Origin of the sequence: Thiohalobacter thiocyanaticus (assembly GCF_003932505.1) — a bacterium.
Classification (GTDB): domain Bacteria; phylum Pseudomonadota; class Gammaproteobacteria; order Thiohalobacterales; family Thiohalobacteraceae; genus Thiohalobacter; species Thiohalobacter thiocyanaticus.
On the sequence record NZ_QZMU01000001.1, the window covers coordinates 239,423 to 257,354 of the forward strand.

The 17,932-nt window shown below is 64.1% G+C and carries 14 protein-coding genes; 1 reads left to right on the forward strand and 13 read right to left on the reverse strand.

The annotated features are described in order from the left end of the window. Positions 1-84 precede the first annotated feature (84 nt). The 4 genes from glmM to rlmE all read right to left on the reverse strand — a co-directional run bounded on the left by glmM (position 85) and on the right by rlmE (position 5,189). Entirely contained in the window at positions 85-1,437 is a 1,353-nt protein-coding gene (gene glmM, locus D6C00_RS01165; protein ID WP_125179938.1) for a phosphoglucosamine mutase, read from the reverse strand. Between the two features lie 13 nt (positions 1,438-1,450). Continuing rightward, positions 1,451-2,281 carry a dihydropteroate synthase gene (gene folP / locus D6C00_RS01170; RefSeq protein ID WP_125179939.1) on the reverse strand — a complete coding sequence of 277 codons (831 nt, stop codon included), beginning with the start codon at positions 2,279-2,281 and terminating at the stop codon, positions 1,451-1,453. Positions 2,282-2,543: 262 nt separating this feature from the next. Further along, complete coding sequence (gene ftsH / locus D6C00_RS01175) at positions 2,544-4,466, reverse strand: ATP-dependent zinc metalloprotease FtsH (protein WP_177433192.1); 1,923 nt, start codon at positions 4,464-4,466, stop codon at positions 2,544-2,546. Between the two features lie 102 nt (positions 4,467-4,568). Next, a complete protein-coding gene (gene rlmE, locus D6C00_RS01180) occupies positions 4,569-5,189 on the reverse strand; it encodes a 23S rRNA (uridine(2552)-2'-O)-methyltransferase RlmE (RefSeq protein ID WP_125179941.1) in 621 nt (206 codons plus the stop codon). A 465-nt stretch (positions 5,190-5,654) separates the two neighbouring features. Between rlmE and D6C00_RS01185 the strand changes: the two genes are divergently transcribed. Beyond that, positions 5,655-5,948: a YhbY family RNA-binding protein gene (locus D6C00_RS01185; RefSeq protein ID WP_125179942.1), complete on the forward strand. Its 294-nt coding sequence runs from the start codon at positions 5,655-5,657 to the stop codon at positions 5,946-5,948. Positions 5,949-6,102: 154 nt separating this feature from the next. Here D6C00_RS01185 and D6C00_RS01190 read toward each other — a convergent pair whose 3' ends face one another. From D6C00_RS01190 to hrcA, 9 genes are all read right to left on the reverse strand, one after another. After that, positions 6,103-6,546, reverse strand: a complete 444-nt coding sequence (locus tag D6C00_RS01190) for a DUF4149 domain-containing protein (RefSeq protein ID WP_125179943.1) — start codon at positions 6,544-6,546, stop codon at positions 6,103-6,105. 67 nt (positions 6,547-6,613) lie between these two features. Continuing rightward, on the reverse strand, positions 6,614-7,093 hold the full coding sequence (gene greA, locus D6C00_RS01195) for a transcription elongation factor GreA (protein WP_125179944.1): 480 nt from the start codon (positions 7,091-7,093) through the stop codon (positions 6,614-6,616). Then, entirely contained in the window at positions 7,090-10,317 is a 3,228-nt protein-coding gene (gene carB, locus D6C00_RS01200) for a carbamoyl-phosphate synthase large subunit (protein WP_125179945.1), read from the reverse strand. Before carB ends, greA begins: the two co-directional genes overlap by 4 nt. A gap of 153 nt (positions 10,318-10,470) precedes the next feature. Then, complete coding sequence (carA, locus tag D6C00_RS01205) at positions 10,471-11,604, reverse strand: glutamine-hydrolyzing carbamoyl-phosphate synthase small subunit (protein ID WP_125179946.1); 1,134 nt, start codon at positions 11,602-11,604, stop codon at positions 10,471-10,473. 281 nt (positions 11,605-11,885) lie between these two features. Further along, positions 11,886-12,695, reverse strand: coding sequence for a 4-hydroxy-tetrahydrodipicolinate reductase (dapB, locus tag D6C00_RS01210; protein WP_125179947.1), 810 nt, complete (start codon positions 12,693-12,695; stop codon positions 11,886-11,888). A 155-nt stretch (positions 12,696-12,850) separates the two neighbouring features. Further along, positions 12,851-14,002, reverse strand: coding sequence for a molecular chaperone DnaJ (gene dnaJ / locus D6C00_RS01215; RefSeq protein ID WP_125179948.1), 1,152 nt, complete (start codon positions 14,000-14,002; stop codon positions 12,851-12,853). Positions 14,003-14,125: 123 nt separating this feature from the next. After that, positions 14,126-16,066: a molecular chaperone DnaK gene (dnaK, locus tag D6C00_RS01220; protein WP_125179949.1), complete on the reverse strand. Its 1,941-nt coding sequence runs from the start codon at positions 16,064-16,066 to the stop codon at positions 14,126-14,128. A gap of 86 nt (positions 16,067-16,152) precedes the next feature. Continuing rightward, on the reverse strand, positions 16,153-16,761 hold the full coding sequence (gene grpE / locus D6C00_RS01225; RefSeq protein ID WP_125179950.1) for a nucleotide exchange factor GrpE: 609 nt from the start codon (positions 16,759-16,761) through the stop codon (positions 16,153-16,155). 110 nt (positions 16,762-16,871) lie between these two features. Beyond that, on the reverse strand, positions 16,872-17,930 hold the full coding sequence (hrcA, locus tag D6C00_RS01230; RefSeq protein ID WP_125179951.1) for a heat-inducible transcriptional repressor HrcA: 1,059 nt from the start codon (positions 17,928-17,930) through the stop codon (positions 16,872-16,874). Between the last annotated feature and the right edge of the window lie 2 nt (positions 17,931-17,932).

Here is a 17,932-nt window from a genome sequence, read left to right on the forward strand (position 1 = left end):
CGGGCCGCTAGCTTAGCGACAGAGGGGCTGAAAATCAATCTTTTAAGGGGGAAAATGCCGTTGTCAGTGGCAGGAGCAGACAGGTCAACCCGCCCGGGCCTTGCCCAGGGCGCCGGCCACCACCTCGGCCAGGGCCTGGGCCTCGCGCGCGACCAGTTCCGGGTCCTCGCCCTCGACCATCACCCGGATGACCGGCTCGGTGCCGGAGGGCCGCAGCAGCACCCGGCCGCGCTCGGCCAGGCGGGCCTCGGCCGCACGCACCGCCGTCTGCACCGCCTCCGAATGATCGGGATCGGCCTTATGGGCAATGGGCACATTGATCATGTGCTGCGGATACTTGGTCAGATCACCGCGCAGTTCGGCCAGGGGACGGCCGCTGCGCACCATTTCGTAGAGCACCTGCAGGGCCGAGACGATACCATCGCCGGTACTGGTGCGATCCAGGCAGATGATGTGGCCGGAGGACTCCCCGCCCACGACCCAGCCCTGGCTCTGCAGCAGTTCCAGCACATAGCGATCGCCCACCCGGGCGCGCCGCAGCGGGATCCCGATGGCCTGCAGGGCATGCTCCATGCCCAGGTTGGTCATCAGGGTGCCGACCACGCCGCCGTTGAGATTGCCGGTCTCGTGACGGGAACGGGCGATGATGTAGAGCAGCTCGTCGCCATCGACCTCGGTGCCGGCGTGATCGATCATGATCACCCGATCGCCGTCACCGTCGAAGGCGATGCCGAGGTCCGCGCCCGTCTCGCGTACGGCGCGGATCAGCTGCTCGGGCCGGGTGGAACCGCAGTCCTGGTTGATGTTGAGGCCGTTCGGCTCGTCGCCGATGGCGATGACCTCGGCGCCCAGTTCGTCGAACACTGCCGGCGCGACCTGGTAGGTCGCCCCGTTGGCGCAGTCAACCACGACTTTCAGCCCGCGCAGGCTCATACTCATCGGCACGGTGCTCTTGCAGAATTCGATGTAGCGGCCTTCGGCGTCGCTGACCCGCTCGGCCTTGCCCAGACGATCGGAGCTGACCGTGGACATGGGCTTGTCGAGCTGGGCCTCGATCTCCAGTTCGATCGCGTCCGGCAGCTTGGTGCCCTCGGCGGAGAAGAACTTCACGCCGTTGTCGTAATAGGGGTTGTGGGAGGCGCTGATGACAATACCCGCGCAGCAGTGCAGGGTCCGGGTCAGATAGGCAATGGCCGGGGTGGGCATGGGCCCGAGCAGGCGGATGTTCATGCCGGCGGCCGACAGACCTGCCTCCAGGGCCGATTCGAACATGTAGCCGGAGATACGTGTGTCCTTGCCGATCAGCACGCTGTCGCAACTGTCCCGGCCCAGCACCCGGCCGACGGCCCAGCCCAGCTTGAGCATGAACTCGGCAGTGATCGGCGCCTCGCCGACGCGTCCCCGGATTCCATCGGTACCAAAATATTTCTGCGACATCCCCTGCTCCTTGTTATTCGGCCTGTTCGACGGCGGCGCACATCGCCAGCGCCTGGGCCGTGGCTGCCACATCGTGCACCCGCACGATGCTCGCCCCACGCATCACGGCAATCACGGCCAGCGCCACGCTCGGGTGCAGGCGCTGCTCCACCGGCAGGTCGAGCAGCTTGCCGATCATGGACTTGCGCGACAGGCCGACCAGCACCGGCACACCTGAATCGGCCAGTTCCCTCAGGTGCTTTAACAGGCTCAGATTATGCGCCAGGGTCTTGCCGAAGCCGAAACCCGGATCGACCAGCAACCGCGTGCGGGCGATGCCTGCCACCTCGGCGGCCGCCACACGTTGGCGCAGAAAGCCGGTCACATCTGTGATCACGTTCTCATAGCTGGGATCTGCCTGCATGGTGCGCGGCTCGCCCTGCATGTGCATCAGGCACACCGCCGCCCTGCCCTGTGCGGCCGCTTCCAGGGCACCCGGGGCCTGCAGGGCGCAGACATCGTTGATGATATCCGCCCCCGCCGCCACCGCGGCGCGCATCACCTCCGGCTTGCTGGTATCGACCGACAGCAGCGCATCGACCTGCCCGTGCAGGGCCTCGATCACAGGAATCACCCGCGCCAGTTCAGCCTCGACACTGACCGGCGCGGCCCCCGGGCGGGTGGACTCGCCGCCGATGTCGATGATGTCCGCGCCCTCGGCCGCCATCTCGCTGGCCCGGGCCACGGCCTGTTCCGCGCCCAGGAAGGCGCCGCCGTCGGAAAAGGAGTCGGGTGTGACGTTCAGGACCCCCATCACCCGCGGCCGGGACAGGTCCAGCCGGCGGTTTCCGCACTCAAGCTGCATGGAAGTTACCAAAGATGTTTCGCTCTCCGTACCGTTCAGCGCCCAAACCGCAAAGGCGAAGAAGGCGCGCGAAGGTTCAGGGGCTGTAAGCCCACGTCATTGTTTTCCGTTCGAGTTAGATTCAGATCTGGAGGATCTGAAACAAAGGACAATCATACTCTCTTTGCACGCCTTCTTCGCCTTTGCGGTTCAGGCTTTTATGTTCATATACACAAATGTAAAAGCCCCGCCGAAGCGGGGCGTGAACTGGAGGGCAAAGACCTCAGTGCTGGCCGGCGGGATCGCCGATCGGGCCGCCGCTGTCCTTGCGGCCCGTCTCCGGCTCGTCCCCGGTGGCCGCGCCGGTACCCGCCGAAGGCGGCGGGTTATCCGACCACTCGCGCGGCGGACGCACCTCGCGCCGGGCCATCAGGTCGTCGATCTGACTGGCGTCGATGGTCTCGTATTTGATCAGCGCCTGTGCCATGGCATGCAGGATATCCATGTTGTCGGTCAGAAGGGTCTCGGCCCGCTTGTAGTTGTTGTCGATAATGGAGCGGATCTCCATGTCGATGGCATGCGCCGTGTCGTCGGAGATGTTCTTGTGCTGGGTCACCGAGTGACCCAGGAAGACCTCGTTTTCCTCTTCGCCGTAGGTCAGCGGGCCCAGCCGGTCGGACAACCCCCAGCGGGTGACCATGTTGCGCGCCAGCTCGGTGGCCCGCTGGATGTCGTTGGAGGCACCGGTGGTGACCTTCTCCGGACCGAAGGTCAGCAGTTCCGCCAGCCGGCCGCCGAACAGGCTGGAGATCTGGCTCTCCAGACGCTGGCGGGTGAAGCTGTGGCGGTCGTCCTCGGGCAGGAACAGGGTCACGCCCAGGGCACGGCCACGCGGGATGATGGAGACCTTGTGCACCGGGTCGTGTTCCGGCACCAGCCGGCCGACGATGGCATGGCCGGCCTCGTGATAGGCGGTCAGGCGCTTCTCCTCCTCGCTCATCACCATGGAGCGGCGCTCGGCGCCCATCATGATCTTGTCCTTGGCCTTTTCGAAATCCTCCATGTCCACCACGCGCTTGTTGGCGCGGGCGGCGAACAGCGAGGCCTCGTTGACCAGGTTGGCCAGATCGGCGCCGGAGAAGCCCGGTGTGCCGCGGGCAATGATCATGGGATCCACATCATCGGCGGTCGGCACCTTGCGCATGTGCACCTGCATGATCTGGGCGCGGCCGCGCACATCCGGCAGCGGCACCACCACCTGGCGGTCGAAGCGGCCGGGGCGCAGCAGCGCCGGATCGAGCACGTCGGGGCGGTTGGTGGCGGCGATGACGATCACGCCCTCGTTGCCCTCGAAGCCGTCCATCTCGACCAGCAGCTGGTTCAGGGTCTGTTCGCGCTCGTCGTGACCGCCGCCCAGACCGGCGCCGCGGTGCCGGCCCACGGCATCGATCTCGTCGATGAAGATGATGCAGGGGGCGTGCTTCTTGGCCTGCTCGAACATGTCACGGACGCGCGAGGCGCCCACGCCGACGAACATCTCGACGAAGTCGGAGCCGGAGATGGTGAAGAACGGCACCTTGGCCTCACCCGCGATGGCCTTGGCCAGCAGGGTCTTGCCGGTGCCGGGCGAGCCCACCATGAGCACGCCCTTGGGGATCTTGCCGCCGAGCTTCTGGAACTTGCCCGGGTCGCGCAGGAAATCGACCAGCTCCTCGACCTCCTCCTTGGCCTCCTCCACACCGGCCACATCGCCGAAGGTGACCTTGATCTGGTCCTCGCCCAGCATGCGCGCCCGACTCTTGCCGAACGACATGGCCCCGCGGCCGCCGGCCCCGCCCTGCATCTGGCGCATGAAGAAGATCCACACCGCGATCAGCAGCAGCATGGGGAACCAGGAGATGAAGATCTGGGTCAGCACGCCCTGCTGTTCCGGCGGTTTGGCCTCGACAGTGACGTTGTTGGCCAGCAGGTCGTCGATGAGCTTGGGATCATCGGGCGCATAGGTGGTGAAGCTCTCGCCACCGGAAAGCTTGCCCTTGACCGTATGGTTCTGGATAACCACGCTCTCGACCTGGCCAGACTTCACCTGGGAGATGAATTCCGAGTAGCCGACGGTGTTGGTCTGCTGGGTCGGCGGGCCGAAATTGTTGAACACCGCCATCAGGACCACGGCGATGACGACCCACAGAAGAAGATTCTTGGCCATGTCGTTCAATGCGGATTACCTCGGTTCAAGTCAGTTGGGCCCACGCAAAACCCCGGCAGCCACCCGGGTTAATCGGACCGTAAAACAATGGGTTTGACCTTACTACAGTTTCCGGCCCACGGCCAGCAGATAGACCTCGCGCGAGCGCGGCCGCGAGGCCTTCGGCTTGCGCACGATCACCTTTTCATACCGACCCCGCAGCGAGCGTAAAAGTTCATCGAACCCCTCGCCCTGGAACACCTTGGCCAGAAATGTCCCGCCCCCGCGCAACGCCTGGTCGGCGAAATCGACCGCGAGTTCAACCAGATACATTGCACGCGGCTGATCCACTGCCTCCACCCCTGAAATATTGGGGGCGATGTCCGACATTACAAGATCCACCGGCGCCGCGCCGACCAGTTCCAGGAAGCGCGCATAGACCGCCTCGTCACGGAAATCGCCCTCCAGAAAATCCACGCCCGGGATGGGTTCGATGGGCAGGATGTCCATGGCCACCACCCTGCCCTTTTTCCCCACCTTGTGCAGGGCATACTGGGACCAGGCCCCCGGCGCCGCGCCCAGGTCGACCACCGTCATGCCGGGTTTGAGCAACCGATACTTCTCATCCAGTTCCTGCAGCTTGTAGACCGCGCGCGAACGCCAGCCCTCGCGCTGGGCGCGCAGCACGTACTCGTCGTCGAAATGTTCCTTCAGCCAGCGACGGCTGCTCTTGGTGCGAGGCATTGGCAGATCCAGCTACTCAAAAGGGCACTCAGCCATGGATGAAGATGAATAGAACTGTTGCGGAAAACTGAGTATAAATCTCCAGCCACAGTCTGAAGTCGGCCCGGGCCTGGAACCCCCGACATTGGCCCCCGTGGAGGGGGTTGCAGGCCCGGGGCGACACCCCACCAGCAGGCCGGATTCATGGCTTCCCCCGATAGCGGGCGACATGCGCGAGCACGAGCTGGATGCCAGTAAACGAACCCGGAAAATTTCTCAGCGGCGATTCGAGGCCGGGCTGGACCTGTGAAACCCGACATTGGCCTCCGTTGGAGGGGTTCACAGGTCCAGCCCGGCCTCCCGCACGCAGAAGGCGGATCTCATGCGAATCGTTCCATCACCACCACTCCGGCCCCGATGCAATCCATGTTCATCCGCGGCTATAATGCCGCCCCAGGCAACGAATCCAACCCAGGCAGGTATTCCATGAATCTCACCCAGGCCCAGCTGCGCCACCTGCGCGGCCTCGGTCACAAGCTCAAGCCGGTGGTCACGGTCGGCGGCAAGGGGCTGACCGAAAGCGTCATCGAGGAAATCGACTCCTCGGTCAACCACCACGAGCTGATGAAGATCAAGCTCAATGTCGGCGACCGCGATGTGCGCGACCAGTTGCTGGAGGAACTCTGTCAGCGCCTGGAGCTGCGGCTGATTCAACGGGTCGGCAATACCGCGCTGGTGTTCCGGCGCAATCCCGATCGACCGCGGGTAGCATTGCAGTAGAGCTTCAAACCGCCAAGGCGAAGAAGGCGCGCGAAGGAATATGAATTTCACTCCGGACCCGCAGGTTGGGTTACGCCGCTATCGCGACTAACCCAACCTGCATGCAGCATTGGCCTTTGCGCGCCTTCGTCGCCTTTGCGGTTCAGCACTTTCATCACCCGCGCCGCACCCCGAAGATGACCAGCCCCAGCCCGAGCAGGGACTGGACCAGGTACAGGAAGGACGACAGGCCGTGCAGGCGGGCGAAGCGGGCGGCCGCCTCGCTGCCCTCGGGCAGTCCGACGGCCTTGAGTTCCTGCATCAGCGGACTGATGCCGAAGGCATTGGCCAGGATCAGTACCAGCATCAGCACCAGTGTCACCGCCCGCCAGTCCAGCCCCGGTCTGGCATGCAGCCGGTTGCTCACCAGCAATAGCGCACCCGCAACCAGCCCGAACCAGTTCAGCGCCCGGAACATCTCCCCGGCCAGCCGTCCGGCCAGCTGCGTGTCTTCGAGCTGATGAAACAGGATCGGCACGGCCAGATAGCCGATCATCCACAGCCCTCCCACCCACAGGGTCAGAATAATGCGTTCGGCAATGGCGGTCCTGGTATGCATGGGTGTTTGAGCCGGTGAGGGGACGAAGCGTGATTTCGCACTCTTGGCGGTTCAGGCCTTCTGAACCTCACACATACCGCACTTCGAGGATTTCGTAGTTGCGCTCGCCGCCGGGGGTGACGACGGTAACCACGTCGCCCTCCTGCTTGCCGATCAGCGCCCGGGCGATGGGCGAGTTCACCGAGATCAGGCCTGACTTGATGTCGGCTTCGTCCTCACCGACAATCCGGTAGGAGAACTCCTCGCCGCTGTCCTCGTCGGCAAGATCCACGGTGGTACCGAAGATCACCTTGCCGGTGTTCTCCATGGTGGTGACATCGATCACCTGGGCGTGGCTGAGCTTGCCCTCGATCTCCTTGATCCGGCCCTCGATGAAGCCCTGCTGTTCGCGCGCGGCATGGTACTCGGCGTTCTCCTTGAGATCGCCGTGGGCACGCGCCTCGGCGATCGCCTCGATCACCCGCGGGCGTTCCACATTCTTGAGCTGCTTGAGTTCCGCGCGCAGCTGTTCCGCACCGCGCTTGGTCAGTGGCACCTTGCTGCTCATTGCGTCATCCCCAGTTCCCTGTGCAGATCCTGCAAACGGTTGACCTCGGCGTTGTCGATGGCGTCCAGCGCCATGACGATGGCCTCGGCATGGGCCATGGTCGTACTGACATGGACCTTATGGTGCAACGCCGTGCGGCGGATGGTAAAGGAGTCGGCGATGGCCTGCTTGCCCTCGGTGGTGTTGACCACGTAGCTGATCTGGTCGTTCTTGATCATGTCCACGATATGCGGTCGGCCCTCGATCACCTTGTTGACGATCTCGCAGTTGATCCCGGCGGCGGTGATCTCGCGCGCCGTGCCGCGGGTGGCGACGAGCGTGAAGCCCTTGTCCACGAACCCCTTGGCGAGCGCCACCACGTCGGGCTTGTCGGCATCGCGCACGCTGATGAAGATCTTGCCGCTGCGCGGCAGTACCACGCCGGCGCCGAGCTGGGCCCGACCGAAGGCCGCGCCGAAGGTGCGGCCCACGCCCATCACCTCGCCGGTGGACTTCATCTCCGGCCCGAGGATCGGATCCACGCCCGGGAACTTGATGAAGGGGAACACCGCCTCCTTGACCGAAAAATAGGTCGGCACGGTCTCCACCAGCGCATCCTGATCGGCCAGACTGCGGCCGGCCATGCAGCGGGCGGCGATCTTGGCCAGCGGCCGGCCCGTAACCTTGGAGACATAGGGCACGGTGCGCGAGGCGCGCGGGTTGACCTCGATGATGTAGATCTCCTCGCCCTTGATGGCGAACTGGGTGTTCATCAGGCCGACCACCTTCAGCTCGCGCGCCATCGCTGCGACCTGCTCGCGCATGCGGTCCTGGGCTTCGAGGCTCAGGGTATAGGGCGGCAGCGAACAGGCCGAGTCGCCGGAGTGCACGCCGGCCTGCTCGATGTGCTCCATAATGCCGCCGATCAGCACGTCCTTGCCGTCGCAGATGGCGTCCACATCCACCTCCACGGCATCGTCCAGGAACCGGTCCAGCAGCACCGGCGAGTCGTTGGAGACCTTGACCGCGTCGTTCATGTAGCGGGCCAGGTCCTCCTCCTGGTAGACGATCTCCATGGCCCGGCCGCCCAGTACGTAGGACGGCCGCACCACCAGCGGATAACCGATCTCGGCGGCCAGCCGGAGCGCCTCTTCCTCGGTGCGTGCGGTACGGTTGGGCGGCTGCTTGAGGCCGAGCCGGTTGATCATGTCCTGGAAGCGCTCGCGGTCCTCGGCCAGATCGATGGAATCCGGCGAGGTGCCGATGATGGGCGCACCGGCCGCTTCCAGGTCACGGGCGAGTTTGAGTGGCGTCTGGCCACCGTACTGGACGATCACGCCCTCGGGCTTCTCCTTCTCGATGATCTCCAGCACGTCCTCAAGGGTAAGCGGCTCGAAGTACAACCGGTCGGAGGTATCGTAGTCAGTGGAGACCGTCTCCGGATTGCAGTTGACCATGATGGTCTCATAGCCATCCTCCCGCATGGCGAAGGCGGCGTGCACGCAGCAGTAGTCGAACTCTATGCCCTGGCCGATACGGTTGGGCCCGCCGCCGAGCACCATGATCTTCCTGCGGTCGGTCGGCTCGGCCTCGCACTCCTCCTCATAGGTGGAGTACATGTAGGCGGTGCTGGTGGCAAACTCGGCGGCACAGGTGTCCACCCGCTTGAACACCGGGCGCAGATTATGCTTGTGGCGCAGCTCGCGTACCGCGGATTCCTTCACGCCGGCCAGATGGGCCAGCCGGCTGTCGGCGAAGCCCCTGCGCTTGAGCCGCCACAGGGTGTCGCGGTCGAGGGCGTCGATGCCCTTGTCCTTCACCAGACCTTCCAGTTGGATGATCTCCTCGATCTGCTCCAGGAACCAGGGATCGATGGCGGTGTACTCATGCACCTCGTCCAGCGACATGCCGAAGCGGAAGGCGTCGCCCAGGTACAGGATGCGCTCCGGCCCCGGCTGCTTGAGCTCGCTGCGCAGTTTGTCCTTGGTGTCCTCGTGTGCCAGATCGAGCTTCTCGCTCAGCCCGTCGATGCCGGTCTCCAGGCCGCGCAGGGCCTTCTGGAAGGACTCCTGGAAATTGCGGCCGATGGCCATGACCTCGCCCACCGACTTCATCTGGGTGGTGAGATAGGCCTGGGCCTGGGGGAACTTCTCGAAGGTGAAGCGCGGGATCTTGGTCACCACATAGTCGATGGACGGTTCGAACGAGGCCGGCGTGGCGCCGCCGGTGATCTCGTTCTGCAGTTCATCCAGCGTGTAGCCCACGGCCAGCTTGGCGGCGACCTTGGCGATGGGGAAGCCGGTGGCCTTGGAGGCCAGCGCCGAGGAGCGCGACACGCGCGGATTCATCTCAATGATGATCATGCGGCCGTTGTCGGGGTTGATGGCGAACTGCACGTTGGAGCCGCCGGTCTCCACCCCGATCTCGCGCAACACCGCCAGGGAGGCGTCACGCATGATCTGGTATTCCTTGTCGGTGAGCGTCTGCGCCGGGGCAACGGTGATGGAGTCACCGGTATGGATACCCATGGGATCCAGGTTCTCGATGGAGCAGACGATGATGCAGTTGTCCTTCTTGTCGCGCACCACCTCCATCTCGTATTCCTTCCAGCCGAGCGCGGATTCCTCGATCAGCAGCTCGTTGGTCGGGGACAGATCCAGGCCGCGTTCGCAGATCTCGATGAACTCTTCCTTGTTGTAGGCGATCCCGCCGCCGCTGCCGCCCAGGGTGAAGGAGGGCCGGATGATGGTGGGGAAGCCGATCTTCTGCTGCACCTGCATGGCCTCTTCCATGCTGTGGGCCATTTCCGAGGTCGGGAAGTCCAGGCCGATCCTGCGCATGGCCTGGCGGAAGCGGTCGCGGTCCTCGGCCTTGTCGATGGCGTCCTTGCTGGCGCCGATCATCTCCACGCCGTACTTCTCCAGGATGCCCTCGCGGTCCAGATCCAGGGCACAGTTGAGCGCAGTCTGGCCGCCCATGGTGGGCAGCAGGGCGTCGGGGCGCTCCTTGTCGATGATCTTCTCCACCGTGCGCCAGTCCACCGCCTCGATATAGGTGGCATCCGACATCTCCGGATCGGTCATGATGGTGGCCGGGTTGGAATTAACCAGGATGACCCGGTAACCCTCCTCGCGCAGGGCCTTGCAGGCCTGGGCGCCGGAGTAGTCGAACTCGCAGGCCTGGCCGATTACGATGGGACCGGCGCCGAGAATGAGGATGCTCTGGATGTCAGTACGTTTAGGCATTGGGACTCTTAAATAATTTCAGCCACGAAATCCACGAAACCCACAAAAATCAATGATCATCTGGTGCCAGATCAGAGCCGGTGAAAATGTTTTTCATATTCTGCACACATACATTTTCGCGGATTTCGTGGATTTCGTGGCCATTATGGGGTTTCAGGACTTACCCGCTTCAATCAGATCGATGAAACGGTCAAACAGCGGCGCGACGTCGTGCGGCCCCGGACTGGCCTCCGGATGCCCCTGGAAGCTGAAGGCCGGCTTGTCGGTACGTTCGATCCCCTGCAGGCTGCCGTCGAACAGCGACCGGTGGGTCGCCTTGAGCGTATCCGGCAGATTCTGGTCGTCGACCGCGAAGCCGTGGTTCTGGCTGCTGATCATGACGACACCTGATTCCAGATCCTGCACCGGGTGGTTGGCGCCGTGATGGCCGAATTTCATCTTGGTGGTCTTCGCCCCGCTGGCCAGTGCCAGCAGCTGGTGGCCGAGGCAGATGCCGAACAGAGGCACCTTGGCGTCGAGCAGTTCGCGGATGGCGTCAATGGCGTAATCACAGGGCTCGGGATCACCGGGGCCGTTGGACAGGAACACCCCGTCGGGGTTGAGCGCCATCACTTCGGACGCCGGGGTCTGCGCCGGCACCACCGTCAGGCGGCAGCCGCGGTCGGCCAGCATGCGCAGGATGTTGCGCTTGACCCCGAAATCGTAGGCCACCACGTGATGCGGCAGATCCGCGGCCGGCGCCGGCAGACCGTCCTCCAGGCTCCAGGTGCCCTGGGCCCATTCGTAACGATCGGCGGTGGTGACCTCGCGGGCCAGGTCCATGCCCTTGAGACCCGGAAAGCCCTTCGCGGCCTCCAGGGCAGCAGCCTCGTCGAGCTGATCCCCGGCCATGATGCAGCCGTTCTGGGCGCCCTTCTCGCGCAGGATACGGGTCAGTCGGCGGGTGTCGATGTCGGCGATGCCGACCACGCCGCTCTCAAGCAGATAGTCGCCGAGCGAGCGCTGGGCGCGCCAGTTGCTATAGCGGGTGGGCAGGTCGCGCACCACCAGGCCGGCACTCTGGATACGGGCGGATTCCTCGTCTTCGTCGTTGATCCCGGTGTTGCCGATATGGGGATAGGTCAGGGTGACGATCTGGCGGGAATAGGAGGGATCGGTCAGGATTTCCTGATAGCCGGTCATGGCGGTGTTGAAAACCACCTCGCCCACGGTCTGGCCGTCGGCGCCAATGGATTCGCCCCGGAAGACACTGCCGTCTTCGAGAACCAGTATGGCGGGTTTCCTCAAGGAAGCCTCCGTTCCTGTGGCTTGGATATGGAAAGCGGGAGCACTCCCAGAGCCTCCCGCTGGCAATCATTTCGTCTTGCAGTCACCGGACCAGAACAGCCGGCTGGAATTGAGACAACATTTTAGCCGATGCCCTCTCAACTGTCTAATCGAGTAAGGTTATTTCCCGCCCCCGGTTTGGCGCCAGGACAGTGGCGGGATCAACGCAAAGAACGCAGAGGCGCAGAGACGCAAAGGCATTGAAATCAAAAACACTCTGCGTTTCCGTCACTGAACGGAGCTCATTCCTTCAAGCCCAGGACATCCTGCATGTCGTAGAGCCCGGCCGGGCGCCCGGCCAGCCAGGCCGCGGCACGCACCGCCCCGCCGGCGAAGGTCATGCGGCTGGAGGCCTTGTGGGTGATCTCCACCCGCTCGCCCTCGCCCGCGAACATGACGGTGTGCTCACCGACGATATCGCCGGCGCGGATGGTCTCGAAGCCGATGGTGCGGCGGTCGCGCTCGCCGGTGCGGCCCTCACGGCCGTAGACGGCGCATTCCTTCAGGTCCCGTCCCAGGGCCTCGGCCACCACCTCGCCCATGCGCAGGGCGGTGCCGGAGGGGGCATCGATCTTGTGCCGGTGATGGGCCTCGATGACCTCGATGTCGACCTCGTCGCCCAGCACCCGGGCGGCCATGTCCAGCAGCTTGAGACAGAGATTGACCCCCACACTCATGTTAGGGGCGAACACCACGGGAATGTCCCGGGCCACCTCGGCCAGTTCCTGTTTCTGTTCGTCGGTCAGGCCGGTGGTGCCGATGACGATTGCCCGGCCGATTGCGTGGCAGGCACGCACATGGGCCAGGGTGACCTCGGGAAGGGTGAAATCAATCAGGACATCGAAATCATCCGCCTGGGCGGCCAGGTCGTCGGCCACGGGAACGCCGAGTTCACCGACCCCGGCCAGCACTCCGGCGTCATTGCCCAGACTGGGATGGCCCGGGGCCTCCAGAGCGACGGTGGGCCGGGTGCCCTCGGCCTTGTGCGCGGCCTCGATCAGGTGCCGGCCCATGCGGCCGGCGGCGCCGGCAATTGCGATTCTTGTTGTCATTGAACCACCTGAATCTGTCCGTTATTGCGATGCCCAGACCCGAAGGGTTTCTTTGGGAGAGGCGAAGCAATCTCGTGAACTTTCCGCGGCGGTTGATTGCGGAGATTGCTTCGTCACTGCGTTCCTCGCAATGACGAGGATGGGCTTTCTGAGGCTTACAATTTTATCCCTTCGAAAAATTTCTTGACCCCGTCCAGCCAGGAATGCGACTGGGGGTTGTGGTGACTGCCGCCCTTCTCGTCCATGGTGGACTCGAAATCGCGCAGCATCTGCTTCTGCTTCTCGTTGAGATTGACCGGCGTCTCGACCATCACCCGGCACAGCAGATCGCCGACAGGGCCGCCGCGCACCGGCTTCACACCCTTGCCGCGCAGCCGGAACAGCTTGCCGGACTGGGTCTCGGCCGGAATCTTGAGCTTGACCTTCCCTTCCAGGGTCGGCACTTCCAGCTCGCCGCCCAGGGCGGCGGCCACGAAGGGAATGGGCACCTCGCAGAACAGGTTGTTGTCGTCACGAGTGAAGATGGGGTGTTCCTTGACCCGGATCTGCACGTACAGATCCCCGGGCGGGCCGCCGTTCTCGCCGGCCTCACCCTCCCCGGCAAGCCGGATGCGGTCGCCGGTGTCCACGCCCGGCGGCACCTTGACCGACAGGGTCTTGTTCTCCTGCACCCGGCCGTGCCCCTGGCAGGCGGCACAGGGATCGGAGACGATGGAACCGCTGCCATGGCAGCGCGGACAGGTCTGCTGCACCGAGAAAAAGCCCTGCTGCATACGCACCTGGCCGACGCCGCCGCAGGTGGTGCAGGTCTCGGGTTTGCTGCCCGGCTTGGCGCCGTTGCCGCCGCAGACCGTGCAGCTGACCATGGTCGGGACCCGGATCTTGACCGTGGTGCCGGCCACGGCCTCCTCCAGGCTGAGATCCAGATTGTAGCGCAGGTCGGCACCGCGGTAGACGCGCTGCCCGCCCGGACCGCGGCCGGCCCCGGCGCCGAAGATATCGCCGAACACGTCGCCGAAGATGTCGGAGAAGGAGGCACCGCCCCCGCCGAAGCCGCCGCCCGGGCCGCCACCCATGCTGGGATCGACGCCGGCATGGCCGAACTGGTCATAGGCGGCCCGCTTGCGCGCATCGCTCAGAACCTCGTAGGCCTCCTTGACCTCCTTGAAGCGGTTCAGCGCCTCCTCGTCATCGGGATTGCGGTCGGGATGATACTTCTGAGCCATGCGCCGGTAGGCCTTCTTGATATCGGCCTCGCTGGCGTTCTTCTGCACGCCCAGAATTTCGTAGAAATCTTGTTTTGCCATGAGTCGGGTATATCAGGGTTCAGGTTTCAGGGGTCAGCATTCAGGGCCAGGTACGATACACGCGCCAAGGGCCAGAGATGTTCATCCCTGGCCCCTGACACCTGACCCCTGATCACTGGGGAATTACTTGTTGTCTTCCTTGACCTCTTCGAACTCGGCGTCCACCACGTCGTCGCCGGACTCGCCGCCGCCCTGGGCCTGCTCGCCGGCGGCCTGCTCGGCGCCGGCCGCGCCGGCTTCACCGCCCTGTTCCTGGTAGACGCGCTGGGCCAGTTTACCAGAGACCTCGGCCAATGCGGCGGTCTTCTGCTCGATGGCTTCCTTGTCGTCGCCGTTCATAACCTCCTCGAGCGCCTTGATCGCGTTCTCGACCTCGGTCTTCTCGTCGTCGCTGACCTTGTCGCCGAGATCCTTGAGCGACTTGCGGGTCGCGTGGATCATGTTGTCGGCCTGGTTGCGGACATCGACCAGTTCGTGGAACTTGCGGTCGTCCTCCTTGTGCGCCTCGGCGTCCTTGACCATGCGTTCGATCTCATCCTCGTTCAGACCGCTGGAGGCCTTGATGACGATATTCTGTTCCTTGCCGGTGCCCTTGTCCTTGGCCGAGACATTCAGGATGCCGTTGGCATCGATGTCGAAGGAGACCTCGATCTGCGGCACGCCGCGCGGTGCGGGCGGGATATCACTCAGGTCGAAGCGGCCCAGCGACTTGTTGTCCGCGGCCCGGTCGCGCTCACCCTGCAGCACATGCACGGTCACGGCCGTCTGGTTGTCGTCGGCGGTGGAGAACACCTGCTGCGCCTTGGTCGGGATGGTGGTATTGCGCTCGATCAGCTTGGTCATCACACCGCCCAGGGTCTCGATGCCCAGCGACAGCGGGGTGACGTCGAGCAGCAGCACGTCCTTGACATCGCCGCCCAGCACACCGCCCTGGATGGCGGCACCGACGGCCACGGCCTCGTCCGGGTTGACGTCCTTGCGCGGATCCTTGCCGAAGAACTCCTTCACCGCCTCCTGCACCTTGGGCATGCGGGTCATGCCGCCGACCAGGATGACGTCGTTGATGTCACCGACAGACTCGCCGGCATCCTGGAGCGCCTTCTTGCACGGCTCGATGGTGCGGGCGATCAGGTCCTCGACCAGCGACTCGAACTTGGCCCGGGTCAGCTTGACGTTCAGATGCTTCGGCCCGGAGGCGTCTGCCGTGATGTAGGGCAGGTTGATGTCGGTCTGCTGTGCGGAAGACAGTTCGATCTTGGCCTTCTCGGCGGCCTCCCTCAGGCGCTGCATGGCCAGGGCGTCGCCACGCAGGTCGATGCCGCTGTCCTTCTTGAACTGCTCGGCCAGGTAGTCGATCAGGCGCTTGTCGAAGTCCTCGCCGCCGAGGAAGGTATCACCATTGGTGGACAGCACCTCGAACTGGTGCTCGCCGTCGACATCGGCAATCTCGATGATGGAGATGTCGAAGGTACCGCCGCCCAGGTCGTAGACCGCGATCTTGCGATCGCCCTGCGACTTGTCCATGCCGTAGGCCAGCGCGGCCGCGGTCGGCTCGTTGATGATGCGCTTGACCTCAAGGCCCGCGATCTTGCCGGCGTCCTTGGTCGCCTGGCGCTGGGAGTCATTGAAATAGGCCGGCACGGTGATGACGGCCTCGGTGACCTCTTCGCCCAGGTAGTCCTCGGCAGTCTTCTTCATCTTCTGCAGCACGCGCGCGGAGACCTCCGGCGGGGCCATCTTCCTGCCCTTGGCCTCGACCCAGGCGTCGCCGTTGTCGGCCTTGAGGATCTTGTAGGAGACCAGGTCGATGTCCTTCTGCACCTCGTCGTCCTCGAAACGGCGACCGATCAGGCGCTTGATGGCGAACAGGGTGTTGGCCGGATTGGTCACGGCCTGGCGTTTGGCCGCCTGGCCGACCAGGACCTCGCCGTCCTCGGCATAGGCGACGATGGACGGCGTGGTGCGGTCACCCTCGCTGTTCTCGATGACGCGGGCCTTGCCACCCTCCATCACCGCGACGCAGGAGTTGGTGGTGCCCAGATCGATTCCGATGATTTTTCCCATAGCTGTTCTCCAAATGGATCTGTCAGTGTTCCCTGATTGCTCAGTATCTGTGTCTGCCCCACTAGATGTGGGCGTTTGTCGCCTTTTCAAGCATGTTCATCGATTTGGGGCGAATCCGAGGCCGGTGCCCGGGATACCATCACCATGGCCGGGCGGATCAACCGGTCGTTGAGGGTGTAGCCCTTCTGGATGACGGTGACCACGGTGTTGGGCTCGACGTCGCTGCGCTCCTGCATGGACATGGCCTCGTGGTACTCGGGATTGAACTTCTCGCCCTCGGGATTGACCTCCTGGATGCCGAATCGGGCCATGGCATCGGCCAGCATCTTCAGGGTCAGCTCGGAGCCTTCCCTGAGCTTGACCGGGTCGATCTCCGTGTCCTCGCCGGCCGCGGCAATGCCCATTTCCAGGCTGTCCTTCACCGGCAGCAGGTCGTTGGCGAACTTCTCCAGGGCGAACTTGTGGGCGTTGGCCACGTCGCGCTCGGCGCGCTTGCGCAGGTTGTCCAGTTCGGCCTGCAGGCGCACGCACTGATTCCAGTGCTCGTCGGCCTTGCTGCGGGCATCCTCCAGCAGGGCCTGGATTTCGTCCGGGCCGGTCTCGGAACCGGCCTGCGCCTCGGGGGCGGCGTCCTCGGTGTGCTCGGGGGCATCTCCGGTGTCGGGCGAGGTCGTCACCTTCTCCTTATCGGACATGAATCTTCTCCATATGTCAGATGGTTGCAATATATTTAAGCCATTTTACTTTAACTGAAAGCCGGCCGACAGCCGCCCGGGCCGTCCCGAAACTGTCGCAGATATGGGGATCAGTTCTTGGAATTCAAGGCCGCCCCGAGCAGCCGGGCGGTGGCATCGACGATGGGGATGATGCGGTCGTAGGCCATGCGGGTGGGGCCGATCACCCCCAGCACGCCGATGACCTCACCCTCGACCGAATAGGGGGCGGTGACCAGGCTGCACTCGTCCAGCACCTGGTAGCCGGATTCCTCGCCGATGAACAGCTGCACCCCGTTGGCGCAGATGCACTGGTCGAGCAGGTGCAGGATATCGCGCTTGCGGTTGAAGGCCTCGAACAGCTCGCGCAGCTTCTCCACGTCGGACAGTTCGCGGAACTGCATCAGGTTGGTCTGGCCGGCCAGCACATAGTCCTCGTCATCGCCCTCCTCCTCGGTGAAGACCTTCTCGGCCACCGACACCACGGAGAGCATGAGCTCGTTCATATCCTGACGGGTCTGCTGCATCTCCTCGATCAGATGAGAGCGCACCGCGTGGATGTCCCTGCCGGCGAAATGGGCATTGAGGAAATTGGCGATGGTCTCCAGCTCCGAGGCGCTGAAGGTGCGGTCGGTCTGGATGATGCGGTTCTGAACCTCTTTCTCATTGATCACCAGGATCACCAGGATGCGGTTCTGCGACAACGGCAGGAAATCGATCCGGCGCAGTGCGACATGCTCATGCCGCGGCAGGGTGACCACCCCGGCCATGCGGGTGATGTCCGAAAGCAGGTTGGAGGCGGACTCGATCAGGCGGCTGGAATCGGCCTCCTCGGCCAACAGTTCCTGCCGCAGTTGCTCGACCTGCAGGGTATCCAGGGGCTGGATCTGGAGCAGGCTGTCGACGAACAGCCGGTAGCCCTGGGCGGTCGGGATGCGGCCGGCGGAGGTGTGGGGTGCGGCGACGAAACCCATCTCCTCCAGGTCGGACATGACGTTGCGCACCGTGGCCGGGCTCAGGTCCAGGCGCGAATCGCGCGCCAGGGTGCGCGAACCGACCGGTTCGCCCTCGCGGATATAACGGTCGATCAGCACCCGCAGCAGGTGCTGGGCCCGTTCATTCATCAGTGGGGAGGGAGGTTGCCTGCTCATGT